Source organism: Beggiatoa leptomitoformis, assembly GCF_001305575.3.
In the GTDB taxonomy this organism is placed as follows: Bacteria; Pseudomonadota; Gammaproteobacteria; order Beggiatoales; family Beggiatoaceae; genus Beggiatoa; species Beggiatoa leptomitoformis.
In genome coordinates, this window is the sequence record NZ_CP012373.2 from 3,682,336 (window position 1) to 3,709,113 (window position 26,778).

A 26,778-nucleotide genomic window follows, 5' to 3' on the forward strand; every position below is an offset into this window, starting at 1 on the left:
TTCTTAATGTTTGTCTATAGTTCATTGCAATCCCTTTCAATTTTGCGTATAAAGGCAATTTTTATTGTGACATCACTTTTACTCAATTAAGGTGCGAACGATGCAGGTAACACCACAATCTATTTGGTCAGATATCGTTAAGATACGAGAGCAATTTCCCCTTATTCATAATATTACCAACTACGTTGTCATGAATAATACGGCTAATGCCCTCTTAGCATTAGGAGCTTCTCCTGCAATGGCTCATGCAGAAGATGAAGTGGCTGAAATGGTTAATATTGCCAATGCATTAGTGATTAATATTGGGACTTTAAGCCCGCATTGGATTAGTGGAATGGAAAAGGCAATACTAAAAGCGAGAGAGTTATATAAACCCATCGTAATCGACCCAGTTGCTTGTGGTGCGACAGCTTTGCGTTCAACAACCATGCAAACACTGTTACAACTTGCAAATCCATCAGTTATTAGAGGAAATGCCTCAGAAATAAAAGCCCTCGTTTCTGCAAATATAAAAACACGTGGAGCAGACAGTAGCGAATGTTCTGATGCTGCAATTGAAGATGCATTGCAACTAGCGCAAACATATCAGTGTACGGTTGTTGTCAGTGGTGCAACCGATTATATTATTGATAATAAAGATGTGACTAAAATTTATAATGGTCATCCGATGATGACAAAGGTAACAGGATTAGGATGCACAGCAACGGCATTGATAGGTGCATTTGTTTCAGTAAATAGCGATATACATCAGGCAGCTAGTCACGCTATGGCAGTAATGGGAATTGCGGGGGAAATTGCAGTTAAAAAATCTGTCGGTCCTGGTACATTGCAATTACATTTTTTAGACACACTCTATCAACTAGATGCACAACAACTGATGAATTACTTAAAAGTTGAAGCTGTTTAATAATGTCTATAATAAATACAAAATACTACAAACGACTGCTAACAATTGCGGGCTCAGACAGTGGCGGTGGTGCAGGTGTACAAGCAGATTTAAAAACTTTTTCAGCATTAGGCTGTTATGGTATGTCTGTTCTAACAGCACTTACTGCACAAAATACCCGTGAAGTAACAGCCATTCATACTGTACCTGTTCATTTTATCCGTCAACAAATGGTTGCTATTCTTAGTGATATTGGTGTCGACAGTATTAAAATTGGAATGCTCCATTCTGCTGAAGTTATTGAAACTATTGCGAGCACACTAAAAGAGTTTGAGATTCAGCATATTGTTTTAGACCCTGTGATGGTGGCTAAAAGCGGTGACCTTTTGATGCAAAAAGATGCTATTGAAGCATTAAAAACATTATTAATTCCACTTGCAACCGTTATTACACCCAATTTGCCTGAAGCAGAAGCATTATTAAATGAGCCAGTTGCCTCTGTTCCACAAATGCTTACGGCTGCAAAAAATCTTAGTCACTTGGGTAGTCAAACCGTTTTACTAAAGGGCGGACATCTGCAAAATCAGCATAGTATAGATATTCTATATGAATCTCAACTAGATACATTTACTGAGTTGTCACATGCACGAATTCAGACCCATAATAGTCATGGTACAGGTTGCACATTATCTTCGGCAATTGCGGCCTATTTGGCAAAAGGATGTAGTGTAAAAGAAGCAGTATCTGCGGCGAAAACTTATTTAACCTTTGCTTTACAAGCAGGAGCGGCGTATAAAATGGGACAAGGGCATGGACCTGTCCACCATTTTCATCAATTTTGGGATTGAATAATAAGGGGATTGTATGGCAACAAGCTCGCAAAAATTGCCTTCTCACAAAACACATTGGTGGTACAATCCCAATATTAGGGCGAAACTGTTTGAATTAATAGTATTAAGTATCATCATCGTTGTTTTTATTTATATTGCACAAAATACCTTACATAACCTAGAAAAACGTGGAATTAGTACAGGATTTGGATTTTTATCAAATCCAGCAGGATTTGGTATCTTGCAAACACTGATTCCCTATGATGAAACGGACAGTTTTGGACGTACTTTTCTTGTTGGCTTACTAAATACGCTGTTAGTATCAGGTTTAGGAATTTGTTTTGCCACCGTGCTGGGTTTTACTATCGGTATTGCTCGCCTGTCATCCAACTGGTTAGTTGCTAAATTAGCCTTGTTATACATAGAAACATTTCGTAATATTCCCTTATTGTTACAGATATTTTTTTGGTATTTTGCGGTATTACGCACCTTACCCTCTCCCCGCCAAAGTGTAGCGGTTGCTGACCTTGCTTATCTCAATGTCCGTGGTTTATATTTACCAAAACCGATTCCTAGTGATGCTTTTGATGGTGTTCTCCTCGTCTTCTTTCTAACAATACTAGCTATTTTTCTGTTCAAAAAATGGGCAAGATATCATCACGCAAAAACGGGGCAAATTATACCCATCTTTTGGATAAGTATTATCAGCTTATTCGGTTTTCCCGCATTGACTTTTTTTGCATTAGGCTCACCACTGACATGGGATACACCTGAATTACAAGGGTTTAATTTTAGAGGTGGTTTAGTCATTATTCCTGAGCTAATTGCCCTAGTAACCGCTTTAAGCATTTATACAGCCGCCTTTATTGCTGAAATTATTCGTGCGGGTATTCAATCGGTTAGTCATGGACAAACTGAAGCAGCTTACTCTTTAGGTTTACAACGACATCAAACACTGCGATTGGTGGTTATTCCACAAGCCTTGCGAGTTATCATTCCACCACTTACTAGCCAATATCTTAATCTTGTTAAAAACTCCCCCCTAGCAACTGCCATTGGTTATCCTGATTTAGTTGCCGTTTTTGCAGGAACAACTTTAAATCAAACAGGACAAGCAGTAGAAATTATTATGATGACCATGGCTGTTTATCTCGTCATCAGTTTAGCTATCTCTGCGTTAATGAATGGATATAACCATTTAATTGCATTGAAAGAAAGATAAATTACGCTCAAATATAGGGGTGTTAAGAAATGGCGCAACGAACGATTCATTTACCCAATGTTTCCACACGTAGTTTTAAATGGTTACAAGAAAATCTATTTTCATCATGGTTTAACGGCATACTCACCATTGCTTGCTTGTATTTACTCTATATAACCGTATTACCTTTTATACAATGGGCATTTATTAATGCTGATTGGATTGGCGACAAGCGAGAAGACTGTACAAGTGGTGGGGCTTGTTGGGTGTTTATTTATGTACGAGCATCCCAATTTTTCTATGGCTTTTATCCTGCGGATGAAATTTGGCGAGTAAACGTTGCATTATTTATTTTTTTCGGTTTGATAATCCCCTTATTTTTCAAACAAACACCCGCAAAAATTTGGCTTGCTGGTTTCGCCTTTTTTATTTATCCCTTTATTGCTTTTGAAATTCTTTACGGGCGACAATTCGGATTACCTATTGTTGATACCGCTTTATGGGGCGGGCTTTTGCTTACGTTAGTACTTGCTTTTATTGGCATGGTTGCTTCTTTACCCTTTGGTATTTTGCTTGCGCTGGGGCGACGCTCGTCCATGCCTATTATTCGTCTTTTATGTGTTACATTCATAGAATTATGGCGAGGCGTTCCCTTAATCACCGTTTTATTCATGTCTTCTGTGATGCTCCCCCTATTTTTACCTGAAGGGACTAATTTTGATAAACTATTTCGTGCTGCGGTTGGCATCGTTCTATTCGAATCCGCTTATATGGCAGAAGTTGTGCGCGGTGGTTTACAAGCTATTCCCAAAGGACAATATGAAGCAGCGGCTGCATTAGGCTTAGGTTATTGGCGTACAACCATTCTCATTATTTTACCCCAAGCCCTAAAAACGGTCATTCCGGGTATTGTAAATACCCTCATAGCCCTGCTTAAAGATACCAGTCTAGTGCTGATTATTGGTTTATTTGACTTACTGGGCATGATAAAAGCAGCTTTAAATGACCCTCACTGGTTAGGTTATTCTGTTGAAGGCTATCTTTTTGGCGCATTAGTTTATTGGACACTGTGTTTTAGCATGTCCCGTTACAGCCAATATTTAGAACGCAAACTACACACAGGACATAAACGCTAATAAACCACTGCGCTAAAAATCATGCAATAATACCCCGCTAGCTGTCCTGATGCGTGAGTTATCACGCCATTTATCACTTCTCATCCCTCTGCAATTATGACCATGCAAGATACTCATATCACCCTCGCGCACGGCAATGGTGGTCGCCTCATGCGCGAACTGATTGAACAATTATTCGCCAAACATCTCCATAATCCAACCCTTAACACCCAACTGGATGCAACTACACTACCATGGTCAGCATCACAACTGGTGGTTACTACAGACGGGTTTATTGTCAAACCCCTAGAGTTTTCAGGTGGAAACATTGGTTCATTAGCAATTCATGGCACAGTCAACGACTTAGCCGTTGCAGGGGCAAAACCGTTATACATCACCCTCAATGCGTTTATTGAAGAAGGCTTAGAAATTGCCATATTAGAACGGCTCATCATCAGCATGGCGCAAGCAGCTCAACAAGCAGGTGTCTCTGTTGTTGCGGGAGACACTAAAGTTGTACAACGCGGGGAAGGGGGCGGACTTTATTTAGCAACGACTGGTTTTGGTGTAAGGATTGCGACGCAAAGCTTAGACTTTTCTACTATTCAAGCAGGTGATGCCTTATTAATCAGTGGTGCTGTTGGCAATCATGGCATTGCCGTAATGTTGGCTCGGGAACAATTTGGCTTACGTGGCGATTTACAATCCGATTCTGCCTGTGTATTTCCACTAACTGAAGCCCTATTGCCGTTTACAGGACTTCGTTTCATGCGTGATCCAACACGTGGCGGTTTAGCAACTGTTGCCCATGAAATAAGCCAAGCAACAGGACATGCACTGGTATTAGAACAACCCACGATTCCTATTCATGATTCCGTACAAACGGTTTGTGATATGTTGGGTTATGACCCCTTATACTTAGCCTGTGAAGGACGCGTGGTTGCTGTTATTGCCGCAGACCAAGCGGAACAAGCACTTGCTATTTGGAAAACACTTCCACAAGGACAACAAGCCGCCATTATTGGACACGTTCAAACAGGGTACGCACGCGTTATATTACGCACGGCTTTAGGGGGAGAACGTCTATTAGAAGAACTAGAAGATGACCCACTACCTCGTATTTGTTAATAATTTTCTGACCTAATAACTTACTATAAACACTAATTATCCTATGACACAGAAAACCGTTACCACGATTGCTGAACTTAGTAGCCAAATTGCACAATGGCACGCTGCCAAACAACACGTTGCACTTGTTCCCACGATGGGAAACTTACATGCTGGACATCTACAACTGGTGCAAGAAGGCTTAAAAGTAGCTGACCACGTCGTTGTGAGCATTTTTGTCAATCCTACCCAATTTGCCCCAAATGAAGATTACCAGAGCTATCCACGTACATTAGAAGCGGATTGTGCCGCCTTAGAAAAAGCAGGGGCAGAATTAGTTTTTGCACCAACGGTGGAAGAAATGTATGGACAAGATTTAACCACGATTACAACCGTTGAAGTACCCATTTTAAGCCATTTACTCTGTGGCAAATTTCGCCCCATTCATTTTGCGGGCGTTACAACGGTTGTTAATCGTCTATTTAACATCACACAAGCCAATATTGCCCTATTTGGACAGAAAGATTACCAACAATTGACTATTATTAAACGCATGGTGAAAGATTTATACATGCCGATTCGCATTATAGGTATTCCAACTGTCCGTGAAGCAGACGGACTAGCAATGAGTTCTCGTAACAATTACTTAACCGTAGCGGAACGACAAATTGCGCCCCATTTATTTGCAACACTCAATCAAATAAAAAACCGCCTACAAACAGGTGAAAAGTCTTTTACCACCATAGAAGCGGAAGCCGTACAACAACTACAGCAAGCAGGATTTAAACCTGATTATGTTGCTATCCGCGATGCAGAAACCTTGCTAGAAGCGCAAACACAAACAAAACATATTGTTATATTAATAGCGGCATGGCTAGGCAAAGCCCGTTTAATTGATAATTTGTGCCTATCAATTGCATAAATACTTGCAACTACACATGAACGGGGATGGACTACACCATTCCCGCTATTTTATGTTAATCTGCTATTGTTTACAGATTCACTAAGGATTACAGCATTTAAAATGTCAACTTATGCAATTGGTGATATTCAAGGATGTTACAAACAGTTACAAGCCTTACTAACCCTAATCAAATTTAATCCCGACCAAGACAAATTATGGTTTACGGGCGATTTAGTTAATCGCGGTCCACAATCTTTAGAAGTATTACGATTTGTAAAAGGCTTAGGCGATAAAGCGGTGACAGTGTTGGGCAACCATGACACACACCTACTCTTTATTGCCAATGGACACCCCGAATGTTTACAAGCACAAGACACCTTAGAAACAGTACTACAAGCACCAGATTGTCATGAACTATTAGACTGGTTACGCTGTCGTCCCCTATTACATCATGATGATAAACTGGGGTTTACACTAATACATGCAGGACTACCCCCACAATGGGATTTTGTCCAAACCCGTGCGTGCGCTCAAGAAGTTGAAGAAGCATTACGTAGCCCACGTTATGACGAATACTTACAACACATACACGGCAACAAACCCAAACAATGGTCAAAAAGTTTAAAAGGATACGACCGTTTACGTTTCATTCTCAACTGCTTCACCCGCTTACGTTACTGTAGCAGTGACGGTACGCTGAACATGAAAAAGAAAAATGCGCCCAGCACAAACGACCCTAACGACCCAGACCAACCATGGTTTTTACTCCCCAACCGCGCCAGTCAAGACATGCGAATTATTTTTGGACACTGGGCGACACTGGGTTTACACCTTAGCGACAATATTTTCGCCTTAGACACAGGCTGTTTATGGGGAGGATGTTTAACGGCAATGCGTTTAGAAGACAAACAACTGTTTAAACTAGACTGCCCTCAAACACGCGCGATTATCAGCGGATAAATGTCAGGTTTGCATCCATAGCATGATTTCTTTTAAACTGATGCAGTTGTAAGGTCGCTATCTCTATAACTCATGGAATATAACAATATGCAAACCACTTATCGTTTCATACTCATCAGTTTATTAATGGCAGGGCTACTCGCTTGCGATGGCAAATCCAGTAACATGTTAAAAGACAGCGAGTCTAATCGCCAAATATCCGCACCAACGGTTAATTCGCAAAGCTCCCAAAGCACTCAAGCAATTCCACAAGACCCTGCTTTAAAAGAAATCTTCTGTAAAGAAAATCCAACACATACAGATTGCCAAACCAACAAATAAGCAAATTCTCGGTAGTGCTAAACAGCACTACCCCTTTCCGCACCATGCTTTAATCCACTAGCTCATATTTTCCCGTGCAATATCAATCCATTCTTTCTGCAACTTACGCTGCCCTTTAGATAAATTACTTGCCAATGTTCCAATTTCTGCAAATATCGCCCGCGCCTGCTCCGTCCGTCCTAAGCGTTTTAACAACAAGCCATAACGACATTTTGCTTCATAACCAGAATAATAACTCGCCAACACCTGATATTCATCAATTGCAAGAGCAGTGTCGCCTAACTGTTCCAACGCTCTGGCATACAACAAATGTCCATCCTGCGATTTAAAATCAGGATTTGTTGCAATTAACCTATCTAACGTCTGTTTAGTATTTGCAAATTCACCCATAAAAAACAACGTTTGTGCTAAAGACAATAAAATCTTTGGGTCATCCTTATAAATCCCTGTTAAACAACTGCGATACAACTCGGCTGCTTCTGGATAAGACTGATGTACAATACACTCATCCGCCAAATTCAGCTTATTCTGCACATTATCAGAAATCGACAAGGCTCGCGCCCGCTGTTTTAAAGTCATTGTAGGGTCTATGGCTTTCAAGACATCCTTAACAACTCTACGTCCTGTACGGCTATTGCGTAAATCAGGCAACATTTCCAAGAAAAAATAAAATGCACAACCAACCAGAGAAAAAATTAAAATAATCCAAATCCAATCACGTCTATCTGTGCGATGTGCGTGAATAACACAAATAATTTGGCAAAGTACAGATAAAGATAAAAATGCTGGCATTTGAGGATGGCCTCTAAAAAATTCAAGAAAAATAATAAAACCCGCGTTATTTATTTTTTAAAAGATAGCTTAATAGGCAATATTAACTTTTGTAAGTATCTCATTAGAAAAATTTTGAAGCGTAAGAAATTAATAAGCGTGAAAAAGATTCCCCCTTTAAAAAAGAGGGAGCATTCTCTTTATTCTTAATCCACATCTATTAGTGATGTTGCGTATTTAGGTATTCAAAACAACAAACTTGGTTCAGACCCACTCATCACAACCGTTGATAACTCTCTTCATTTTCCCCACCAAATACCTCAAACAAGCGCGGGATAAATTGGCGTAATTCCAAGGTCATTAAGGTAAATTCACTATCGAAGCGTTGGGCATAACTCTCTTTCTCTTCCGTATGAGCATCACCTTCAGCACTTTCATTTAAAAACCGTAGATTACGGATGATTAACGCATCATCTAACACCATTGCCAGCCGCTCTTCCCACTGTAGTGCGAGTCTTTTTACTTGCTTACCTGCGTCTAAATGCGCATGGATTTCTTCCGTTAATAAATCCTGTCGTTTGCAATTTACTGTTGCCTGTTCGCTGTCCATCATTTGGCAAGCATCTTCAATTTTAAAATCAGTCGGATAATTATGTTCGCTTAACCACTCAGTCATCACCAACGCGGGAGAACGGTGCATCTGCGGAATAATAATAGGTAATGTATCTATACTATGACGCAATAAATTACTAAATTCTTGCGCTTTTTTCTCGCTACCTGTATCAACAATAAGCCAACCGCGTTGACTATCAATATAAGCTGACAGGTGGCTAGTCCGACTGAATGCGCGCGGAATGAGTGTTTGTAATACCTCATCTTTCAGCACATTTTTTTCCTTTTTACTGAGTTTACGATGTTCTTTCTCCTCAATTTCCTTCACTTTTTCATTGAGGTGTTCACGAATAACACTGGCAGGCAAAATTTTCTCCTGACGACGCGCAGTAAAGATAATGCAATCGCTGACACTATGCGTGTAGTAATTTGCCTCTTCACTGATGGGCGGAATCCATCCCATGCTGTATAAATCCAGTGTTCCACAGGGGCGGAAAGCCTGTTCTGCTAGTTTTTGATGTAGTTCGTCAGGCGAGAGAGTAAACGGCTTTAGAAAGCGGAAAAGATAGAGATTTTTAAACATACAGGCAGTTATCACGAGTTATTGGGAATTTATCTATTTGAGTGTACCATTGTTACAAATTGAACAACTGAGATAAAGCGAAACTTGTATGCGTAGAGTCGTTTTAAAAAATAATGATTTTCAGTGGATTGATGTCGTTAGTCCAACAAATACCGAGTTAGAGGCTATAGGACATGAGTTTGCGATTCACCAAACCGCTATTCAAGACTGTTTGCAACCAGAACATTTACCTAAACAAGAAGATATAAAAGACGTTAATTTTATCATTGTGCGTTTTTTTGATGAAGCCGCACCCGCAACAGCAAATAATGTGCGCCAATTAACGCGCAAAATTGCCATCTTTTTAGGTAAAGATTTTTTAATTACGATACATCGTTTAGATTTAGGATTTTTAGATGCATTACGCGAAAAATGGGAAACACCTATTTCTAATCATCCTGACATAATAGTTTTAATTTTAAGGGATTTATTAAAAGGAGTGATTAAATCTTATGAAGTGCCTTTAACGGATGGACAAGAGGCATTAGAAGAATTTGAATCTACCATTTTTGAAGGAAAATCAACGATAAATTCGGTACAAAAACTGTATTTACTGCGGCGTAAAATGTCCATTTACCAACGTATGCTGTATTTATTACAAGATATTCTTATTAAACTCGATTCGCCTTTTGAGTTACATAGCCCCTTGTTGCAAGATTTGCGTGAAGAGATAGAAGGCTTATGTTTTGTCGTTGACCATACGGTGGAAAGTGCGGATAACTTATTAACGCTTAACTTGTCATTAGCTTCGTATCGCACAAATGAAATTATGCGCGTTTTAACGATTTTTTCCGTTTTTTTTATGCCATTAACATTTATTGCAGGCATTTATGGGATGAATTTTGAGTATATGCCCGAGCTGCATTGGCATAATGGGTATTATGGCGTGTTAGGGTCGTTTATTGGATTGACATTGATAATTTATATCTGGTTTCGACGAAATGGTTTTTTATAAACACATTCATACTCAACTAGATAAAGTTATCGTGTAGGTGCAACCAACTCTAATGATAAGGGCAAGGTAGGGAAATCATTTTGGGGGGTTACAAGTGCAGAAACGGGTTTACCCGCTATTAATGCCTGTAATGCAGTTTGTGCGTCATGGTCGCCTTGTTGTGCGGCGGCAGTTAACCAATAACGAGCAGCAACAAGGTCTTGTGGAAGATTAGGGCGACCTTGCGCATACATAATGCCTAAATTATATTGAGTGACGGAATGCCCTAATTCCGCAGCTTTTTTATACCACGCGACAGCAATTTGCATATCTTGTGGTACGCCTAACCCCTCTTCATATAACATGCCTAATAAAAGCAGTGAGGGAATATGATTCGTTTCAGCTAATGCACTCCATATTTCTATGGCTTGGGCATAATCACCCGCTTTAACTGCTTGATAAGCATAGGTTGCTAATAATCCACGTTTCGCGGGGTCTGTTTCTGTTTGGGCATGAGAAAATAGAGGAAATAAGCAGATAATACTAAATAAAATCAGTTTATAATATGTCATTATCACGATTTTAGTCCTTCTTTAGGTTTTAGGGGATTAAATGCACCGAAAAAATATTTTATCTTGTGATAAAACTAAAATAAGTGATAAAAAAGAAATCCCCCGCGTAAACGGGGGAGTTTTTATTTACGCAGAGGTCATGGACTAATGCACGGCTTGCGCTTGTATCGCTTCATACAATGCTTTTTGTGTCACACTGGCTTCTGTTTGATAACGGTTTTTCCACTCTTGATAAGGCATTCCATAAATAATTTCGCGGGCTTGTTCGTAATCCATCGTTAGCCCTTTTTCTTCTGCGGCGGCTTTATACCATTTAGATAGGCAGTTGCGACAAAATCCTGCAAGGTTCATTAAGTCAATATTTTGTACATCATTACGCTCGCGTAAATGTTGAACTAATTGACGAAATGCTGCTGCTTCTAGTTCTGTACGGGTTTTATCGTCCATTTTATCAATCTCCTCAGTTGGTAAAACAAATGACTACGTCGGGTTGTCCAGATGATCAACCGTTTTTGCTATTCGCTTGGCAAAGTAATAAATTCGCCGAAATTTTTCTAGCATATCTGTTTTTATTGTATAAGATAGAATGCGTTGCGCAGGTTCATGGGGTGCGCCAATCAGTCGTTCAACTTGGTTTTGTTCTGCATGATTGATTAATTCATGCAATCGATCTTTCATTTCTACAACGTGTATTGCCTTTTCTATATCTTGTTCAACAACGCTTTCTATTGCATTTTTTAACAATTCACAAATGGTTTGATGCACTTGCTTTAAGATTATTTGTGTTTCTGGACTAAAAGAAATATGGTGACTCAAGCGTTTTTGTCCAACAATTACTAAATCAGTTTCGATTAAATCCCCAATATTTTCAAGGCTATTTGTTGCATCTAATAAATGTAATAAATCTTGTGTTTGTTTATCCGTTAAGTGTTGTTTGCTGATTTCGCCCAAGTAGTAAACGATATGCCCATGTAATATATCAATATCATTATCCATCTGTGCAACAGCACGGAGTCCATCTTGATCATCGCTCAGTAAGGCAGGCATGACCGCATCAAACATTGAATTAATGCGTGTACCAATCCGTTGCAATTCGCGGCGTACCGCATCTAATGCTAATGAGGGGGTTTCTAGTAACAAGGTATCGAGAAACTTAGGTTTAATGGTCTCATCAACATCCGCTTTTTCAGGAATTAACCAGTAGATAAAACGTGCAATATAGTGGGTAAACCAGATAAACACGAGCATATTAATTAAGTTAAATAAGGTATAAGCATTCGCAATTTGACGTGGAACTTCAATTGCTTGTTTATTAATAGCGAGTGTGTCAGCACTCGGAGAAATCGCAATTGTCAATTGTGCTAATTCGTCAATAAAGGCTAACCATATCACCACACCTAAAATGCTGGTCAATAAATGTGCAACAGCAGCGCGAACAGCTTCGCGCGGTCTGCCAATTGAAGCGAGCAAGGCCGTTCCGCAAGTGCCTATGTGCGCACCAAAAGCAACGGCGATAGCGATAGGCAACGTTATCAAGCCTTGTCCTGACATGATGAGCAAAATCCCCAATGTTGCTGCTGAGGATTGAATAATCAGCGTAAATAACCAGCCAATCAAAACACAAAGCCAAACATTATCTAAATGAATGATAAAGTCTAAAAAATGTTGGTCATGACGTAGCGGTTGCATCGCTTCACTCATCACTGTCATGCCAAAAAAGAGTAATCCTAATCCAATTAAACTATTCCCGTATTCAATCAGTTTTTCGCGTTTTGCTAAAAATTGCATTGCAAATCCAACTGCTAACATAAGCAGTGCGTACTTTGTAATTTTAAAAGCGATAATTTGCGCGGTGATAGTCGAACCCAATTGCGCGCCAAGAATAATGCTAATAGATTGACTTAGTGTAAGTAAATTACTCGCAACAAAACCAACAATTAAAACCGTTGTGACAGAAGAGGATTGTGTTACCGCTGTCACTAATGTTCCTGTCAACGCACCCATTAATGGATTAGTCGTCAACGTTGCGAGAATGACATGCATCCGTTCACCCGCAATGCGTTTGAGTGCAACAGAAAGCATGTCCATGCCATACAAAAATAAGGCAAGCCCGCCCAACAATCCCATAGACATATCCAACAAAGAAACTGCTCTTTCCGTTTCGCTGGCTGCTATTGATGCTGTTTCAGCCAACACTTGCGAGCCGTAAAATAGACAGGTCAGAAAACAGAGGATTGATAGATAAAAAGATTCCTTTGGTTGTCTCTTCATTATTCTTCTTCTTTTAAGAGTGCCAATAAGTTCTCTCACGATAGTTTTTGGCACTGCGCTTTTTTTTAGTTATTGTAAACTGAGGCAATGGAGAGCAAAACGGACTGCATCAGAATTTCTTTATAATGACTGTTTCATTCAAACCCAATTCGACCCACACCGGGAAAGCGAATAGCCATATCAAACAAGTCTAGCCCAAAGTGCAAACCAATAAAATTAAACTCTATGCCTTCATTCACTGCGAGCGTTAAACCGATAATGCCATAAAGAGAAATTTGTCCGCCACTGCCACTAGGCGCGACTGCGAAAATATCGCCATTGGGTAAAAAGTCTTTGCCCATTGCGGTTGTTGGCATATCAACCCGTAATTCAGGTAACTGACGCGCAATATAAGCGGTAAACGTATTACTATTTGGTCCTAACCACGTACGATAGGTATTTTTGTAAGGATAAGCCACCGCCGCATTTTCCAAGCGGTCAATTAACGCATCCACTTCCTCACCGCCCCGCAAATCGGCTAATAAAAAAGGCGGTTGTCCATACCAATAATTATCAGGGGCTTGTTTTTCAGATAATCTTTGCATAGTCAACACACTAGCATTCATCTGCTGATACCAGCCAACAACTTGATACAGTGTATAGTGTGTTGCTTGTAGCCGTTTACTAACAATCCATGTGTCAACCGTAAATGCACCTTGCCAACCAAATGAACGCGCGGCATAAATTTGAATAACGGCTTGCGGTATTGTTGTGGGAGGAGCAAGATTTGCGCGACTATTCTGCTTATCTTGCCATGTATTATCCGTTGTAATATTGCCAAACAATAACACCATAACGGGTCCTGACAATAATACCCAAAAAAACAAAATTACATAAAGTAACCATCTAATATAACGCATATATTTATCATCATTTAACAGTGGATTTATTCACCATTCGTGTATTTTAACGAGAGTTTGCTACCCTTTATCAACAAACGCAGGCAGTTTTATAAGACTGACGCAAACGGCACAATAAATTCATTGCTATAAAAGCAAGATAAGCAAGAATTTATGCAATAATAGCACACAGATTTTTCTCCCTTTTTCTACCACATCAGAATTATGTCACTTGTCAAAACTATCTCTTTAGGTGCGTCTTTAACGCCCGCCGATTTTTTAAAATACTACTGGCAAAAACGCCCCTTATTAATTCGTCAAGCAATTCCTAACTTCAAAAATCCCATTCCGCCTAAAGATTTACTCGACCTTGCCTGTGAAGAAATGGTTGAGTCACGATTAATTATGGAAAAAGGAGGGAAAACGCCATGGGAGGTTCACTACAGTCCCTTACAAAAAAAAATGTTCAAACGCCTGCCCAAAACCCATTGGACAGTGTTAGTACAAGAAGCAAATCGCTATTTTACCGATGCAGAAGATATTTTAGACCGATTCAGCTTTATTCCAAACTGGCGAATTGACGACCTAATGATAAGTTATGCCGTACCTGAAGGCTCTGTTGGCGCACATCTGGATAGTTATGATGTATTTTTATTGCAAGCATACGGTAAACGTCGCTGGCAAATTAGTCGCCAACAAGGGGAATTTATTCCTGATTTAGAATTACGCATTCTCCGCGAATTTACGCCCGAAGAAGAATGGATATTAGAACCCGGTGATATGCTGTATTTACCGCCGAATATTGCCCATTATGGCGTTGCCGTCGATGAGTGCATGACATTCTCGATTGGTTTTCTCGCCCCCTCTCATACCGACATGCTTAACCACTATGTCACGCATCTTGTAACACAACTAGACCAAGACCGTCGCTATATTGACCCAGAATTGACCCCGCAAACAGAACAAGGGGAAATCAGCCAAGCCGCACTGGATAAAATTTACCCCATTATCAATAGTCTGCCAACAGATAAACACAGTATTAATCAATGGTTTGGTTGCTTTATTACAGAAGGGCGCAATCATGAAGGTGCTGAGTTTGACTGTCCTGAACCCCCTTACACACCTGAAGAATGGCTGGCTGAATTTATTCAAACTGCCCGTTTACGTCGTGCTGCCCGCATGGCGTTTATTCGTGAAGGAGAAAATGCCACTTTATTTGCACAAGGTGTTGCATATCCCTTGATTAAAAAACTGGCTTTTATTGCACCTTTACTAACAGAACAACGCGAAGTAACCTACATAGAATTAAAGCCCTATTTAAATGATGCTGAGTTTGTACAACTGTTTACCGACTTCACAAATTTAGGTTACTTATACTTCATAGAATAAACAAAGCGCGTGATGATTTAAATTGTCCTTAAAAGCAGGTGGAAGGAGAGAATAACGTGAAAAAATCGGCAAAAATTTCATTGCTTTTTATTACACCAACAGCCCTGACTTTAATCAGTTGTTCTGACAACACACCAACCGATATGAGCTTTAAGAACAAAGAAGAATGCTCGATATACTACTCCAACAACGAATGCGACAAAATCGTCTCACAATCGCGCCCAATGTTCGAATCACTGGCAGAATGTGAAAAACAGGCGGGGGTTGGCAAATGTGAATCGACTTACTGGCAGGGGCAACAATTCTGGATGCCATCACGTCAGGCATATCGCAATTACACCCATTTACCCAATAGTAACAGTGTGATGGGGTTTAATAATAACACTTCCCGCTGGTACGTTCCTTCAGATGCAACTGCTGACATGAAACCCCGTAGGGCAATTGCAACCAGCTATTTTATGGGAACAGGCAACAATACCAGCACACGCTCAAGCACTTCTGGCACGGGTAGTTCTACAACCAGTTCATCCATAAGAAATATTGCGGGTGGAAGCTCGAAATCGTCCAGTAGTAGCTAAGTGAAAATAGCACGGATACCATCGTTTCAAGCAATGGTATCCGTTTTCTCATTCATAACCATCATCTAAAATCTATCGTCATAACCTACGATGCTATCTTCTAAAAAAGCACTGGCTTTTTTTCCAACGCCGCCTAATCCCTTCAACTCCACTTCAAAGAAAAAGCCATTAAGATAAGCACCATCTACCGTGTTCAAATAACGCCGTGCAACGCCACGCATTGCCCAACAACAACTCTCATATTCCAGCCCTAAAAAGACCTCTAAATCTTTATGTTCATCGAGCGAATAATTCCAACGTCCCAATGTGCGCCATTGCGAACTCAACGGAAACCGCCAAGAAACATCTGTTTGCTCTAATCGATTCTCACGTAACCGATAAGCAAAATTATATAAACTTTCAGGGTTTGGACGATAACGTAATCGCCAAATACTTAATTCTGCCTTACTATCATAAGGATTCCACAATACGGTTGCTGAACCACTTAAACGCGAATTAAATTGTGAGGAAATTTCCGCGACAATATTCGATGAACTGTTGGTTTCAAAAAGCTCACTCGGTAAAACAACTTCACGGTCAGCAAAATAATAAATTTGCCCCACACTAACCCGCAAATTCTCAAGCCCTGTTGCTTGGTCAATAAAGCGCGTGGTTAATGCCGCAGTCAATTGGTTACTATCATCCACCCTGTCCGCACCAATAAATCGATTTTCCCTAAACAACTGTCCGAAAGATAAATCATACTCAGCCGTGTCAAAAATCGGAATATCATCTTGATTTTCATAAGGTGTATAACGATAAAACAAACGTGGCTCTAACGTATGTAATAAATTACGGTTAAATAAGCTTAATTCGCGGTCAAAAAACAAACCACTGTCTGCCATTAACGTATAAGTAGAGCGGGTTGGCGTTTCACTGAAACGATCAGCCTCAGCGATAGGGATTTGAGAGAGGTCATAACGGGTATGGCGTAAAATCGCGGAAGGAACAAAAAAACCGCTGGCAGTGCGCCATGGAAAGCTAATGGTTGATTTAAAATCGTAACGATTACCCACAGGTGCTTCATCATAAGAACGCTCAAAATTAACCAACTCTACCTGTCCTTGCACGTTTATTTTTTTATTCCGCTCAGGGACATCACTACTCAATATGATTTGTGGTAATCGTTCATAAGGACGGGTTGCAGGATTTGCATCCAAGCTCTGATAACGCTGTAAACGTCCCAACACGTTCCAACCATGACCAAAATAACGCAAATCGCCCCGTTGTTCCAAATGCGTTGTACTCGAAACGGTTAAATTATCACCCAATTCTCGAAAATATAAATCGTCTGAAACTTCATCATAAACAATATCCGTGTACAGTGAAGGAACAACCATGCCACTGTGCCTTACCTTCAATAAACTGCGATTGATATCTGCTACACGGTCACTGGGCAAATATTCCCATTCAATTTTACCGCCACTATTAGCAAGCAAATAGCGAAATTCTGTACCCAATAATAAACCGCGCTTACTCATAAAACGGGGAGTAATGGTTGCATCATAATTAGGTGCAAGATTAAGGTAATACGGAATACTAAATTCGACACCCACTTCATCAGAACTGCCCATACTAGGCGCGAGAAAGCCCGATAAACGCCGTTCATCAATAGGAAAAGACAAATAAGGCGAATAAAAAACAGGAATATTCAAGACATTAATAAATACATTATTTGCTGTACCGCGCCCTGTTTCTTGATTTAAATGCACATTCGCTGCATCTAATCGCCATACCTCCGCACTCGGGTCGCAAGTCGTATAAGTTGTTTGTTGTAAACTCGCGTTATTTTCACTTTCCCGTTGCAAAAAAGTGGCTTGCCCACGTCCGCGACGATTCAACAACCAATAATGAACATCGTGCATTTCGCCTTGATGATTGGGGAGTAATTTGGCGCGATTACCACTAACGATAAACTGCTTATCCCAGAAAGTAAAATTTCCTTCAGCATCAACTGTTTCTTGGTCACGCAGATAAATAGCCAAGTCTGTTTTCAGCACTTGCTCGCCACGTTGCAAAATAACATTACCGTTGGCAGTCACTTTACCTTCTTTCTCCGACATTTCCCCATCATCCGCATATAAACGCACAGCATTATTTTCAGGCGGTGGTGGTAACTGGGGAGGAAGAGGGGTTATCTCTGCAATAGCTTGACACATCCCCCATTCAAGCGCGTGGCTATTAGTGGGTAAAGTGATAAGCAATGTTATGAATAATATTAGTTTATGACGCTTTGGCACGATAGTTTTTTTACGCTGGAAAACAGAGATTATAAGGGTAACAGAATAATGTCTGACTCATTATCACTTTCTAAAAGTTTTTGAGCATAAAGCATCAAAAGTAAAATTCAAGATTTATTTTGTTAATAGGCAAGGATAAACAGCATAATGGTCTAAATTTAGAATTTATAACCGTTTTAGACACCTAGAACCAACAGATTTAACACATTAATAAAAAGATTAATTTACTGATATAAATAATATTTATCGTATAATTCTACTTAAAAATACATGATAGCAAGGTCAGCAAAATTGACTTGTGAACACCAGATGCGCTAAAAACAAATCTCCCATTTTTACCGTGATAACTTCTTATGAATGCCGCACATCGTCACGCTTTATTTGCCCGTTTACAAGCGCAAAACCCTAATCCTAAAACAGAATTAGTTTACCATTCTACCTTTGAATTATTAATTTCTGTCATTCTTTCAGCACAGGCAACGGATATAAGCGTCAACAAAGCCACTGTAAAACTTTATTCCGTTGCAAATACGCCTCAAGCAATTTTAAACTTAGGTGCAGATGGGTTGAAAGGTTATATTAAAACCATTGGTTTATATAACGCAAAAGCCAAGAATATTTTACAAACGTGTCAAGTTCTGGTTGATAAATATAATGGGGAAGTGCCACATGAGCGAGCAGCATTAGAAGCCTTAGCAGGCGTTGGGCGTAAAACGGCAAATGTCGTGTTGAATACCGCTTTTGGTGAAGCAACTATTGCTGTTGATACGCATATTTTTCGCGTGGCGAATCGCACGGGCTTAGCCAGTGGTAAAACAGTGCGTGCAGTAGAAGATAATTTATTAAAGGCAGTTCCACCTGAATATCAGCAACATGCACATCATTGGTTAATTCTACATGGGCGTTATACCTGTACTGCGCGTAATCCTAAATGCGCAAGTTGTGTGATTGCGGAATTTTGTGAATTTAAAGAAAAAAATTTGGTCATGCCAAATAAAGCAGGATAAACAATTTAAAAGACTGCCTGAATCAGCGTTTACTGAGTTGTCAGAATTAAAGGATAAGAAAATTAATACTTTTGTATCTGAAAATGTTGTAAATTTGGTGCATTCTGGTTCAATCGATGGATTCATCATTACATTAAGTAGATACTCATGAAAATATTAGTTAGTAATGACGACGGCTATCGCGCCGCTGGCATTGTGTGTTTAGTCAATAAACTTAAGACATTTGCAGATATTACAGTGGTTGCACCTGATAGAAATCGCAGTGGTGCAAGTAATTCTTTAACACTGGAATATCCTCTCCGCGCTCACACGGCGGACAATGGCTTTTTATATGTAGATGGCACGCCCACTGATTGCGTACATTTGGCGATTACAGGATTATTAGAAGAATTACCTGATATTGTCGTTTCTGGCATTAATGAAGGCGCAAATTTAGGCGATGATGTCATTTATTCGGGGACAGTCGCGGCGGCGATGGAAGGGCGATTTTTGGGTTTACCTGCTATCGCCGTGTCTTTAGCGGGTTATCCGAATCCTACACACTATGATACGGCTGCACGTATTGTTGAAATCCTGCTTAATCATTTGCACGAAGGTAACTTGCCTTTACCTGTTGATACCATTTTAAATGTCAATGTCCCTAATGTCCCGTTTGCAGCGTTACAAGGTATTCAGGTGACTCGTTTAGGCAGTCGCCACCGCGCTGCGCCTGTGGTTAAAGACCAAGACCCCCGTGGACGCGATATTTATTGGGTTGGCGCGCCGGGAAAAGAACAGGATGCGGGTGTCGGCACGGATTTTCATGCTATTCGCAACGGATTCGTATCTGTTACACCGCTACATGTTGATTTAACCCGTTATTCAGCAATGGATGTTACCCGTACATGGCTAAAAGCATTTGAGACCTTGAAGCCGTAATTTGTCGCCGTCAATATATAAATGACCTTCCCTTTGTTCATCAGCGAGCATTTAACATGACAGTCAATGCAATTCAAATTCATCAGACAGGTGGAATAGACGTTTTACGCTGGGAAAAAATAGAAATTGGTGAACCCGCAGCGCATCAAATTCGCATTCGCCATACAGCGATTGGCTTGAATTATATTGATGTTTACTTTCGCATGGGCTTATATAAACCTGCGGCTTATCCGTTCATTCCCGGTATGGAAGCGGCGGGCGTTGTTGAAGCCGTTGGTGCGGCAGTAACGGATTTACACGTTGGCGACCGTGTCGCGTATGGTGCTACATTGGGCGCGTACACAGAAGCCCGTGTAATTGATGCAGAACGGGTGGTAAAAATTCCTGATGGCATTAGTGACCAAACTGCTGCCGCAATGATGCTAAAGGGGATGACCGCACAATATTTATTGCGTCAGACTTATCCTGTAAAAGCCGGTGATACCATACTTTTTCATGCAATTGCGGGTGGTGTTGGTTTAATTGCTTGTCAATGGGCGAAAAAACTGGGGGTAACGGTTATTGGAACCGTTGGCAGTGCAGAAAAGGCAGAATTGGCAAAAGCATACGGCTGCGATTATCCGATTATTTATACTAAAGAAAACTTTGTTACACGTGTTAAGGAATTAACTAACGGTAAAGGTGTGCCTGTGGTTTATGATTCTGTTGGTCAGGATACTTTTATGCAATCTTTAGATTGTTTACAGCCAATGGGTACAATCGTGAGCTTTGGGCAGTCATCGGGCAGTGTGCCACCGTTAGATATTGGTATATTGAGCGCGAAAGGCTCGCTCTTTCTCACACGTCCAACGTTAATGAGTTACACCGCTAGCCGTCAGCAACTTTTAACTTGTACTGATGATTTATTTGCGGTTGTCCAATCGGGTGATGTAAAAATTGATGTGAATCAGATATTTTCCTTAAAAGATGCAGGAAAAGCACACGCAGCCTTAGAAACCCGTCAAACAACAGGGTCAACGGTGTTATTGCCTTAAATTAAGTTCTTTAATAAGTTCTTTGCGGATAACACTGCGTTAGGTGGTGTTATCTGTTGTTACTTAAAACCGAATGATTTTATTATTTTTTATTACAAATAAGACAACAGTTAGGTTATATCGCCCTAAATTAGGTAGGAAGTTAAATGGTTAATATCGATAAAATTGCCGAAGCGTATATTTTAGAAGCCATAGAAAAAGGCGAGTTGGATAATTTGGCGGGAATGGGTAAACCCTTAGAATTAGAGGATTTAAGCCATGTTCCTGAAGAATTGCGCATGGCGTATAAAATTTTAAAAAATGCGGGCTGTGTGCCTGAAGAAGTTCAACTACGCAAAGATATTATGCAGTTACAAACTTTATTGCAAACGGTGGATGATGAAAAAACCCGAACACAAGCCGTAAAACGCTTAAATTTACTCTTTGCGAAATTAGGCAATCAGCGAGCGGGTTCATTACAAGCGATGGATACGCAATATTATCAAAAAACGGTAGATAAACTTTTATCAGAATAACAGGTTAAGGCGTTGCTTGTGCATATATATATTCTAAATAGGAGCGACGTTTAAGGGATAAATCAATTTTTTCTTGTAACGAATCATCATCCGTGACGAACTTTAGCATATCTTCGTAAAAAAACACGCTAAAACTGTCTATATAACGCACTTCACTGTTTTTATTTAAAATCAAATTGTCCAACCCGTATAAATCAATCACCCAGCCTTTTTCATCATGCCATTGTTTTGCTGCTTGTAAAAACCGCTTTAATTGGGAGAGGGCTTTAGGATTTTGACGCAATGTCGGAATGGCTTCTGTTTCATTGATAGGGTTTGCCAGATTAAACCATGGTGTGTTGGTTTCTGCGATAACAATTAGGTTCGCGCGGTTATCAATAGATGTTTGTACAAACAAGGCATTAGGGATAATATCAGTCAGCTTTTCTTTTAAAATATAATAATCTCTGCACAAATTCCGTACTTCACGAAACTCGCAGGGTTGATAATGCCGTTTGACGACAAAGTTTAGTGTTGTTTTCTCTGCATTATCAAAAGATGTACGGAACGCTTGCCATACCTCACAATGTGAACCTGTGGTAGAAACCAAGGTTGCAGGGAAATGTTCAATATTTAAACATGCGATATCGCTAGAGATGCGGTCTATTTCCTTGCCCATTATGTGCTGTATCCTGTATTGAGAATGCTTATAACAAGTTAAATTAGTTAGTTAATTCGCCATTAAACCGATAATATGATTAATTATCAAATGGGGTTTTTTTGTAATCTTAAACGCGCTTCAACCACATTATCACGACTGCTTGCTGATTGTAATTCCACAGTAAAACCCATTTGACTCAATGATTGTTTAATCTGTTCTAATGCTTGTAAATTGGCTAATTCTAATTCTAAATCAAAACGTCCTTGCCGATAATCTAAGCGTTTTAAATGTAAACCCGCTGCTTGTTTTAAGATAGGGCTTAACTGCGCTAATGTGGTTAAATAAGATTCTCCCTTGAGTGGATTAGACTGCTGATTTTTTAGGGTATTTAATTGTTGTTCCATCTGAACGCGCGCATTTACAATCCGTTTTGCGTCAGGAAACGTTTGACGATACAAGGCTTCTATTTCCGTATTCAATGCAGTCCGTTGTTGAGATAAATCTTGATATTCAACAATCTGTTGTATAAATAAAATAACACCCCACACTAACAATAATCCTATTGTTAATCGCCAAGGTTTCCACAAGGTTTGAATTTTATCCTGCGGGCGATATTCCCCTTGTAACAAATTAATGGTTTTATTTTTCTGGGTTATTCCCTGTAACAACCAGCCTAAACTGTCTTCTGTATGCGCTTGTTCTTCAATCGGAATCCCTAAACCACGCAAAACGGTTAACGACGGGGGAGCAACGCGTGCGTAATAAACAACTAAACGCGCAGGTGCTGCTTGTTGATGCAATGCCAATTGTAAAGCGGTTTGTAAGGTTTCTAGCTCAATCCCAAATCCGCTATAATCGCCTGTGCGCACTAAAACCACCTGATTATAAAAAAGAATTCCCCATGTGTTTTCAGGTCTAGGCACGGCTAACACATCGGGCATAATCGTTTGTGGTTTATAACCGCGTTCAGTAAATAATGCTAACCATTGCTGCATTTTTTGATGCGTTGTGACGGCAACGGCGACTTGTTCAGAAACTAACCGCTCGCCTAATGCAAAGTGTAATGCTTCAACATCTTCTGCAAATAATTCTTCTAAAGCGTATGGCACGGCTTGCAATAAGCGTTGACGCTGGGTTGTAGGTACATGGGCGGTTGTTAATAAACACGCAGTGCTAGGCACTAATACGCTTAAAACATGGGAAGCAGGTGGTGGCAAGGTTGCTAGAGAAACTGCATTTGCGCTGTCAATCCGTTTACCAGCATGGTCATACAACACCCAACTGATAAGCGCGTCCACGTCAGTTCCTAAACGGCAGAGTAAGAAATATCGCATGTAAGTAGAGCCTGTCATCAAATAAGAAGGGTTAAAGGTTCAAGCTAAAAGAATCAAGGTAGAAGCCAAATAAACCCCACTTAAGAAATTCCTAGCGCGTTTATCATATCGTGTAGCTATAGCGCGGTATTGCTTTAATTTACCAAAGAAATGCTCGATTAAATAACGTGCCTTATAAAGGACTTTATCATAATAAGGTGGATTTAAACGATTTTTCCTGAACGGAATCACAGGTTCTATGCCTTGCTGTTTTAAAACATCTCTAACCCGTTCATCTGCATCATAAGCCTTATCAGCCAATAAAGCGTTTGCCTTTATCTGAGGAATAAGAGCATCAGCCCCCTCAAGGTCGCTTGCCTGTCCCGCAGTCAAAAAAAAAGGGTCGGATTGCCCAGTGCGTCAACAACGGAGTTAATCTTGGTACTTAAACCCCCTGCGCTACGTCCAATGGCTTCATCTGCGCCACCACCACTACTATGTTGATGCGCTCTAACTATTGTGCTGTCTATCATGGCATATTCATTATCGGCATCGGCACTTAGTATCTTGAAAACACGTTCCCAGACACCTTTCTTAGACCAACGACTGAAGCGGGTATGGACGACACGGAAATCACCAAAGCGTTCGGGGAGGTCGCGCCAAGGAATGCCACTGCGATAACGGAATAGAACAGCATCAATAAACAAGCGGTTATCTTTAGCCGTCATCCCGACATGTCCTTTACGCCCAGGGAGTAGCGGTTCTAGTTTTGACCATTGTTCATCGGTTAAGGCATAGCGACGACTCATTGTTTTATCCTTGGCGATATCTGGGTATATGATTATAATATAACATTTTTTACTATTTGATGACACGCCCTAGTATATTAATCAGAAAAAGCCAAAAAATTGCAAAATGGCTAAAAAGTGGGTCATCATAAACTAACGAAATTTAAAATGTAAATCGGGAGGCAACGCTGTGAATCATAAATACCCGCTTACATTTTTATAAACAAAGCTATTTGCACCGTTTACGAATACAGGTATTTTTGTATAACCTAAATACTTTATGATGAGTTTAATCATGCACAGTTCCTTTGTACAAACGTCCAAACAATGTAGCGAGAATGGCGACTGGTCAACTTGCTGAAAATAGAAGATAACATGGTAGATATACAATAAACCTTTTATTTTATAAAGGAATTATACCTAACTATCATCCTAGAAAGTTCAATCTTCCCCCTTGTTCTTACGCAATAGCAACATAAATTCGATACAATCTGTTTCATACTGAGGAGTACATTATGATTAGTCTTACCCCAAAAGCCGCCACCCACATTCAAAAATCCATTGATAAACGCGGTAAAGGCGTGGGTTTACGCTTGGGTGTCCGTACCAGCGGTTGTTCTGGCATGGCATACATTATGGAGTTTGCTGACCAAGTTGAAGAGCAAGACCAAATATTTGAGTCGCAAGGGGTAAAAGTCATTGTTGACCCTAAAAGCCTTTCCTACATCGACGGCACAGAGCTGGATTACGTGCGCGAGGGCTTAAATGAAGGCTTTAAATTCAACAACCCCAATATAAAAGACGAATGCGGTTGTGGCGAAAGTTTTAACGTATAAACCATGACCTCACCCAATTACTTTGAATTATTTGGATTACCTGTGTGTTTCACGATAGACAGTGAAGTACTTGCCGCTTGCTATCGTGACTTACAAAAAATGATACATCCAGATAAATTTGTTGATGCTCCCGAACGAGAACGGCGATTAGCAATGGAGAAAGCCACGCTTATCAATGAAGCCTTTCAAACGCTCAAGCAACCCGTCAACCGCGCACGTTATCTGCTAGAACTACAAGGGGTTTCTCTCAATAATGATAGTGATACCTTTATGGATGCGACGTTTTTAATGGCACAAATGGAACTGCGTGAAACCCTAGCCGAGATAAAAAATCAAATCAATCCGCTAGCAGCTTTAAGCCAATTCCTAACAACGCTAAACAAACAAAGCCAAACCCTCATCGATAAACTTAACCAACAGTTTACACAACAAGATTGGCAAGCCGCTCGTAATAGCGTGCGACAACTCCAGTTTTTTAACCGCTTGCAAGAAGAAACTTTGCAACTGGAAGAAACCTTACTGTGAGCTTATACCCGCTATTTCTGACGAGTACAAAATCATGCAACAAGTCGCTTCTTTACGCTACGACGTTATTTTTAAAAAAGCCTTTTGTGATATAGACGTTTTTAAAGCCTTCGCAAAAGATTTCCTCGACATAGACTTAAAAATTGACAAAGTTCAAACGGAAAAGAAATTTGACCCGCCCATCAGCAATGTCGACTCGCGTTTTGACCTATACGCGGAAGACCTAGAAAATCGGGTGATTGTCGACATTCAACACCGCCGTTATGACGACTATTATGACCGTTTCTTGCACTACCACTGCGCGGCAATGTTAGAACAGGTAGCAACGTCCAAAAATTACAAACCCGCGTTACAAGTGTTTACTATCGTTGTCTCTACGTCAGGAACAAGAGAAGATTGCGAGATTGCCGAAATCAACTTTGACCCGATTAATTACCTTACCAAACAGAAATTAAATAAAATTCATCACCGTGTCTTATACCTCTCACCCAAACACGTAACCCAAAGCACTCCCGAACCCTATCAAGAATGGTTAAAGCTCATTCAAGACAGCTTAGATGAACAAGTTGACGAATCGCTATATCAAAAGCCTGCCATTTTAAAAGTCATGAAATTAATAGAAATCGACGGTTTAACCCCACAAGACCGCGCACGCATGAAAGATGAATATGCACAAGAACAGGCCGCAAAGAAAGAAAAAGAGGAAGAATTTATTGCAGGATTGGAAAAAGGCTTGCAAATGGGAGAAGAGCGCGGCGTTGAAAAGGGTTTACAACTTGGAGAAGAGCGCGGCGTTGAAAAAGGTTTACAACTAGGGGAAGAACGTGGCATTGAAAAGGGTTTACAACTAGGGGAAGAACGTGGCATTGAAAAGGGTAAGTTAGAAATTGCACAAAAACTAAAAGCGCAAGGCATGTCAGCAGAAATCATTGAACAACTGACAGGCATTACATTTACTTGAACAAGGAAAAA

28 protein-coding genes are annotated in these 26,778 nt (G+C 40.2%); 18 read left to right on the forward strand and 10 right to left on the reverse strand.

Translation table 11 applies throughout. The features are described 5' to 3' along the window. The first annotated feature begins 100 nt into the window (after positions 1–100). From thiM to AL038_RS15640, 8 genes are all read left to right on the forward strand, one after another. Positions 101–907, forward strand: a complete 807-nt coding sequence (thiM, locus tag AL038_RS15605) for a hydroxyethylthiazole kinase (protein WP_062154369.1) — start codon at positions 101–103, stop codon at positions 905–907. A 2-nt stretch (positions 908–909) separates the two neighbouring features. Then, positions 910–1,734 carry a bifunctional hydroxymethylpyrimidine kinase/phosphomethylpyrimidine kinase gene (gene thiD, locus AL038_RS15610; protein ID WP_062154371.1) on the forward strand — a complete coding sequence of 275 codons (825 nt, stop codon included), beginning with the start codon at positions 910–912 and terminating at the stop codon, positions 1,732–1,734. A 16-nt stretch (positions 1,735–1,750) separates the two neighbouring features. Then, on the forward strand, positions 1,751–2,938 hold the full coding sequence (locus AL038_RS15615; RefSeq protein ID WP_062154374.1) for an amino acid ABC transporter permease: 1,188 nt from the start codon (positions 1,751–1,753) through the stop codon (positions 2,936–2,938). Positions 2,939–2,967: 29 nt separating this feature from the next. Beyond that, entirely contained in the window at positions 2,968–4,053 is a 1,086-nt protein-coding gene (locus tag AL038_RS15620; RefSeq protein WP_062154376.1) for an amino acid ABC transporter permease, read from the forward strand. Between the two features lie 102 nt (positions 4,054–4,155). Then, the gene (gene hypE / locus AL038_RS15625) at positions 4,156–5,160 is read left to right on the forward strand and encodes a hydrogenase expression/formation protein HypE (RefSeq protein ID WP_062154378.1); all 1,005 of its coding nucleotides are present in this window, start codon (positions 4,156–4,158) and stop codon (positions 5,158–5,160) included. A 43-nt stretch (positions 5,161–5,203) separates the two neighbouring features. Next, positions 5,204–6,061, forward strand: a complete 858-nt coding sequence (panC, locus tag AL038_RS15630; RefSeq protein WP_062154380.1) for a pantoate--beta-alanine ligase — start codon at positions 5,204–5,206, stop codon at positions 6,059–6,061. A gap of 102 nt (positions 6,062–6,163) precedes the next feature. After that, positions 6,164–7,003 carry a symmetrical bis(5'-nucleosyl)-tetraphosphatase gene (locus AL038_RS15635; protein WP_062154382.1) on the forward strand — a complete coding sequence of 280 codons (840 nt, stop codon included), beginning with the start codon at positions 6,164–6,166 and terminating at the stop codon, positions 7,001–7,003. 87 nt (positions 7,004–7,090) lie between these two features. Continuing rightward, positions 7,091–7,324 carry a hypothetical protein gene (locus tag AL038_RS15640; RefSeq protein WP_062154384.1) on the forward strand — a complete coding sequence of 78 codons (234 nt, stop codon included), beginning with the start codon at positions 7,091–7,093 and terminating at the stop codon, positions 7,322–7,324. 57 nt (positions 7,325–7,381) lie between these two features. Here the strand turns inward: AL038_RS15640 and AL038_RS15645 are convergent, their stop codons facing one another. Both AL038_RS15645 and AL038_RS15650 read right to left on the reverse strand, forming a co-directional pair. Beyond that, positions 7,382–8,116 (reverse strand): tetratricopeptide repeat protein, encoded by a 735-nt coding sequence (locus AL038_RS15645; protein WP_062154385.1) that lies wholly within the window; start codon positions 8,114–8,116, stop codon positions 7,382–7,384. A 256-nt stretch (positions 8,117–8,372) separates the two neighbouring features. Beyond that, complete coding sequence (locus AL038_RS15650; protein WP_066246153.1) at positions 8,373–9,290, reverse strand: recombination-associated protein RdgC; 918 nt, start codon at positions 9,288–9,290, stop codon at positions 8,373–8,375. Positions 9,291–9,378: 88 nt separating this feature from the next. On the opposite strand from AL038_RS15650, the gene AL038_RS15655 reads away from it, so the two are divergent. Continuing rightward, on the forward strand, positions 9,379–10,284 hold the full coding sequence (locus tag AL038_RS15655; RefSeq protein ID WP_062154389.1) for a magnesium transporter CorA family protein: 906 nt from the start codon (positions 9,379–9,381) through the stop codon (positions 10,282–10,284). Positions 10,285–10,310: 26 nt separating this feature from the next. Here AL038_RS15655 and AL038_RS15660 read toward each other — a convergent pair whose 3' ends face one another. The 4 genes from AL038_RS15660 to AL038_RS15675 all read right to left on the reverse strand — a co-directional run bounded on the left by AL038_RS15660 (position 10,311) and on the right by AL038_RS15675 (position 14,005). Continuing rightward, entirely contained in the window at positions 10,311–10,835 is a 525-nt protein-coding gene (locus tag AL038_RS15660) for a tetratricopeptide repeat protein (RefSeq protein WP_062154391.1), read from the reverse strand. Between the two features lie 144 nt (positions 10,836–10,979). Next, on the reverse strand, positions 10,980–11,282 hold the full coding sequence (locus tag AL038_RS15665) for a DUF1244 domain-containing protein (protein ID WP_062154393.1): 303 nt from the start codon (positions 11,280–11,282) through the stop codon (positions 10,980–10,982). 33 nt (positions 11,283–11,315) lie between these two features. Continuing rightward, positions 11,316–13,106 (reverse strand): Na/Pi cotransporter family protein, encoded by a 1,791-nt coding sequence (locus AL038_RS15670; RefSeq protein ID WP_066246154.1) that lies wholly within the window; start codon positions 13,104–13,106, stop codon positions 11,316–11,318. Between the two features lie 134 nt (positions 13,107–13,240). Then, complete coding sequence (locus AL038_RS15675) at positions 13,241–14,005, reverse strand: DUF3750 domain-containing protein (RefSeq protein WP_062154396.1); 765 nt, start codon at positions 14,003–14,005, stop codon at positions 13,241–13,243. A 204-nt stretch (positions 14,006–14,209) separates the two neighbouring features. Between AL038_RS15675 and AL038_RS15680 the strand changes: the two genes are divergently transcribed. Both AL038_RS15680 and AL038_RS15685 read left to right on the forward strand, forming a co-directional pair. Next, a complete protein-coding gene (locus tag AL038_RS15680; RefSeq protein ID WP_062154398.1) occupies positions 14,210–15,373 on the forward strand; it encodes a cupin domain-containing protein in 1,164 nt (387 codons plus the stop codon). Between the two features lie 56 nt (positions 15,374–15,429). Further along, the gene (locus AL038_RS15685) at positions 15,430–15,951 is read left to right on the forward strand and encodes a DUF1190 domain-containing protein (RefSeq protein ID WP_062154400.1); all 522 of its coding nucleotides are present in this window, start codon (positions 15,430–15,432) and stop codon (positions 15,949–15,951) included. A gap of 65 nt (positions 15,952–16,016) precedes the next feature. On the opposite strand, the gene AL038_RS15690 is transcribed toward AL038_RS15685, so the two are convergent. Continuing rightward, positions 16,017–18,230, reverse strand: a complete 2,214-nt coding sequence (locus AL038_RS15690) for an LPS-assembly protein LptD (protein WP_145917119.1) — start codon at positions 18,228–18,230, stop codon at positions 16,017–16,019. Positions 18,231–18,583: 353 nt separating this feature from the next. Here AL038_RS15690 and nth point away from each other — a divergent pair, with 353 nt between their 5' ends. From nth to AL038_RS15710, 4 genes are all read left to right on the forward strand, one after another. Further along, the gene (gene nth / locus AL038_RS15695; protein WP_062154404.1) at positions 18,584–19,237 is read left to right on the forward strand and encodes an endonuclease III; all 654 of its coding nucleotides are present in this window, start codon (positions 18,584–18,586) and stop codon (positions 19,235–19,237) included. 147 nt (positions 19,238–19,384) lie between these two features. Then, positions 19,385–20,155 (forward strand): 5'/3'-nucleotidase SurE, encoded by a 771-nt coding sequence (gene surE, locus AL038_RS15700; protein ID WP_062154406.1) that lies wholly within the window; start codon positions 19,385–19,387, stop codon positions 20,153–20,155. A gap of 56 nt (positions 20,156–20,211) precedes the next feature. Beyond that, on the forward strand, positions 20,212–21,189 hold the full coding sequence (locus AL038_RS15705) for a quinone oxidoreductase family protein (RefSeq protein WP_062154410.1): 978 nt from the start codon (positions 20,212–20,214) through the stop codon (positions 21,187–21,189). A gap of 146 nt (positions 21,190–21,335) precedes the next feature. Beyond that, positions 21,336–21,704: a DnaJ family domain-containing protein gene (locus AL038_RS15710; RefSeq protein WP_062154412.1), complete on the forward strand. Its 369-nt coding sequence runs from the start codon at positions 21,336–21,338 to the stop codon at positions 21,702–21,704. Positions 21,705–21,708: 4 nt separating this feature from the next. Here AL038_RS15710 and AL038_RS15715 read toward each other — a convergent pair whose 3' ends face one another. From AL038_RS15715 to AL038_RS15725, 3 genes are all read right to left on the reverse strand, one after another. After that, positions 21,709–22,362 carry a hypothetical protein gene (locus tag AL038_RS15715; RefSeq protein ID WP_062154414.1) on the reverse strand — a complete coding sequence of 218 codons (654 nt, stop codon included), beginning with the start codon at positions 22,360–22,362 and terminating at the stop codon, positions 21,709–21,711. Positions 22,363–22,448: 86 nt separating this feature from the next. Next, positions 22,449–23,678, reverse strand: a complete 1,230-nt coding sequence (gene gspL, locus AL038_RS15720; protein ID WP_161575471.1) for a type II secretion system protein GspL — start codon at positions 23,676–23,678, stop codon at positions 22,449–22,451. A 39-nt stretch (positions 23,679–23,717) separates the two neighbouring features. Then, positions 23,718–24,466, reverse strand: a protein-coding gene (locus tag AL038_RS15725; RefSeq protein ID WP_201800099.1) for an IS5 family transposase whose coding sequence is annotated in 2 segments (ribosomal slippage) — positions 23,718–24,052 and positions 24,052–24,466 — 750 coding nt in all. Because the reading frame shifts where the segments join, the coding sequence is not laid out codon by codon here. 494 nt (positions 24,467–24,960) lie between these two features. Between AL038_RS15725 and iscA the strand changes: the two genes are divergently transcribed. Genes iscA through AL038_RS15740 form a run of 3 tightly spaced genes read left to right on the forward strand, consistent with a single transcriptional unit; the run spans position 24,961 to position 26,767 of the window. Beyond that, a complete protein-coding gene (gene iscA / locus AL038_RS15730) occupies positions 24,961–25,281 on the forward strand; it encodes an iron-sulfur cluster assembly protein IscA (protein ID WP_101539159.1) in 321 nt (106 codons plus the stop codon). A gap of 3 nt (positions 25,282–25,284) precedes the next feature. After that, positions 25,285–25,806, forward strand: a complete 522-nt coding sequence (hscB, locus tag AL038_RS15735; protein ID WP_062154420.1) for a co-chaperone HscB — start codon at positions 25,285–25,287, stop codon at positions 25,804–25,806. A 34-nt stretch (positions 25,807–25,840) separates the two neighbouring features. Further along, positions 25,841–26,767, forward strand: coding sequence for a PD-(D/E)XK nuclease family transposase (locus tag AL038_RS15740; RefSeq protein ID WP_062154422.1), 927 nt, complete (start codon positions 25,841–25,843; stop codon positions 26,765–26,767). The last annotated feature ends 11 nt before the right edge of the window (positions 26,768–26,778 follow it).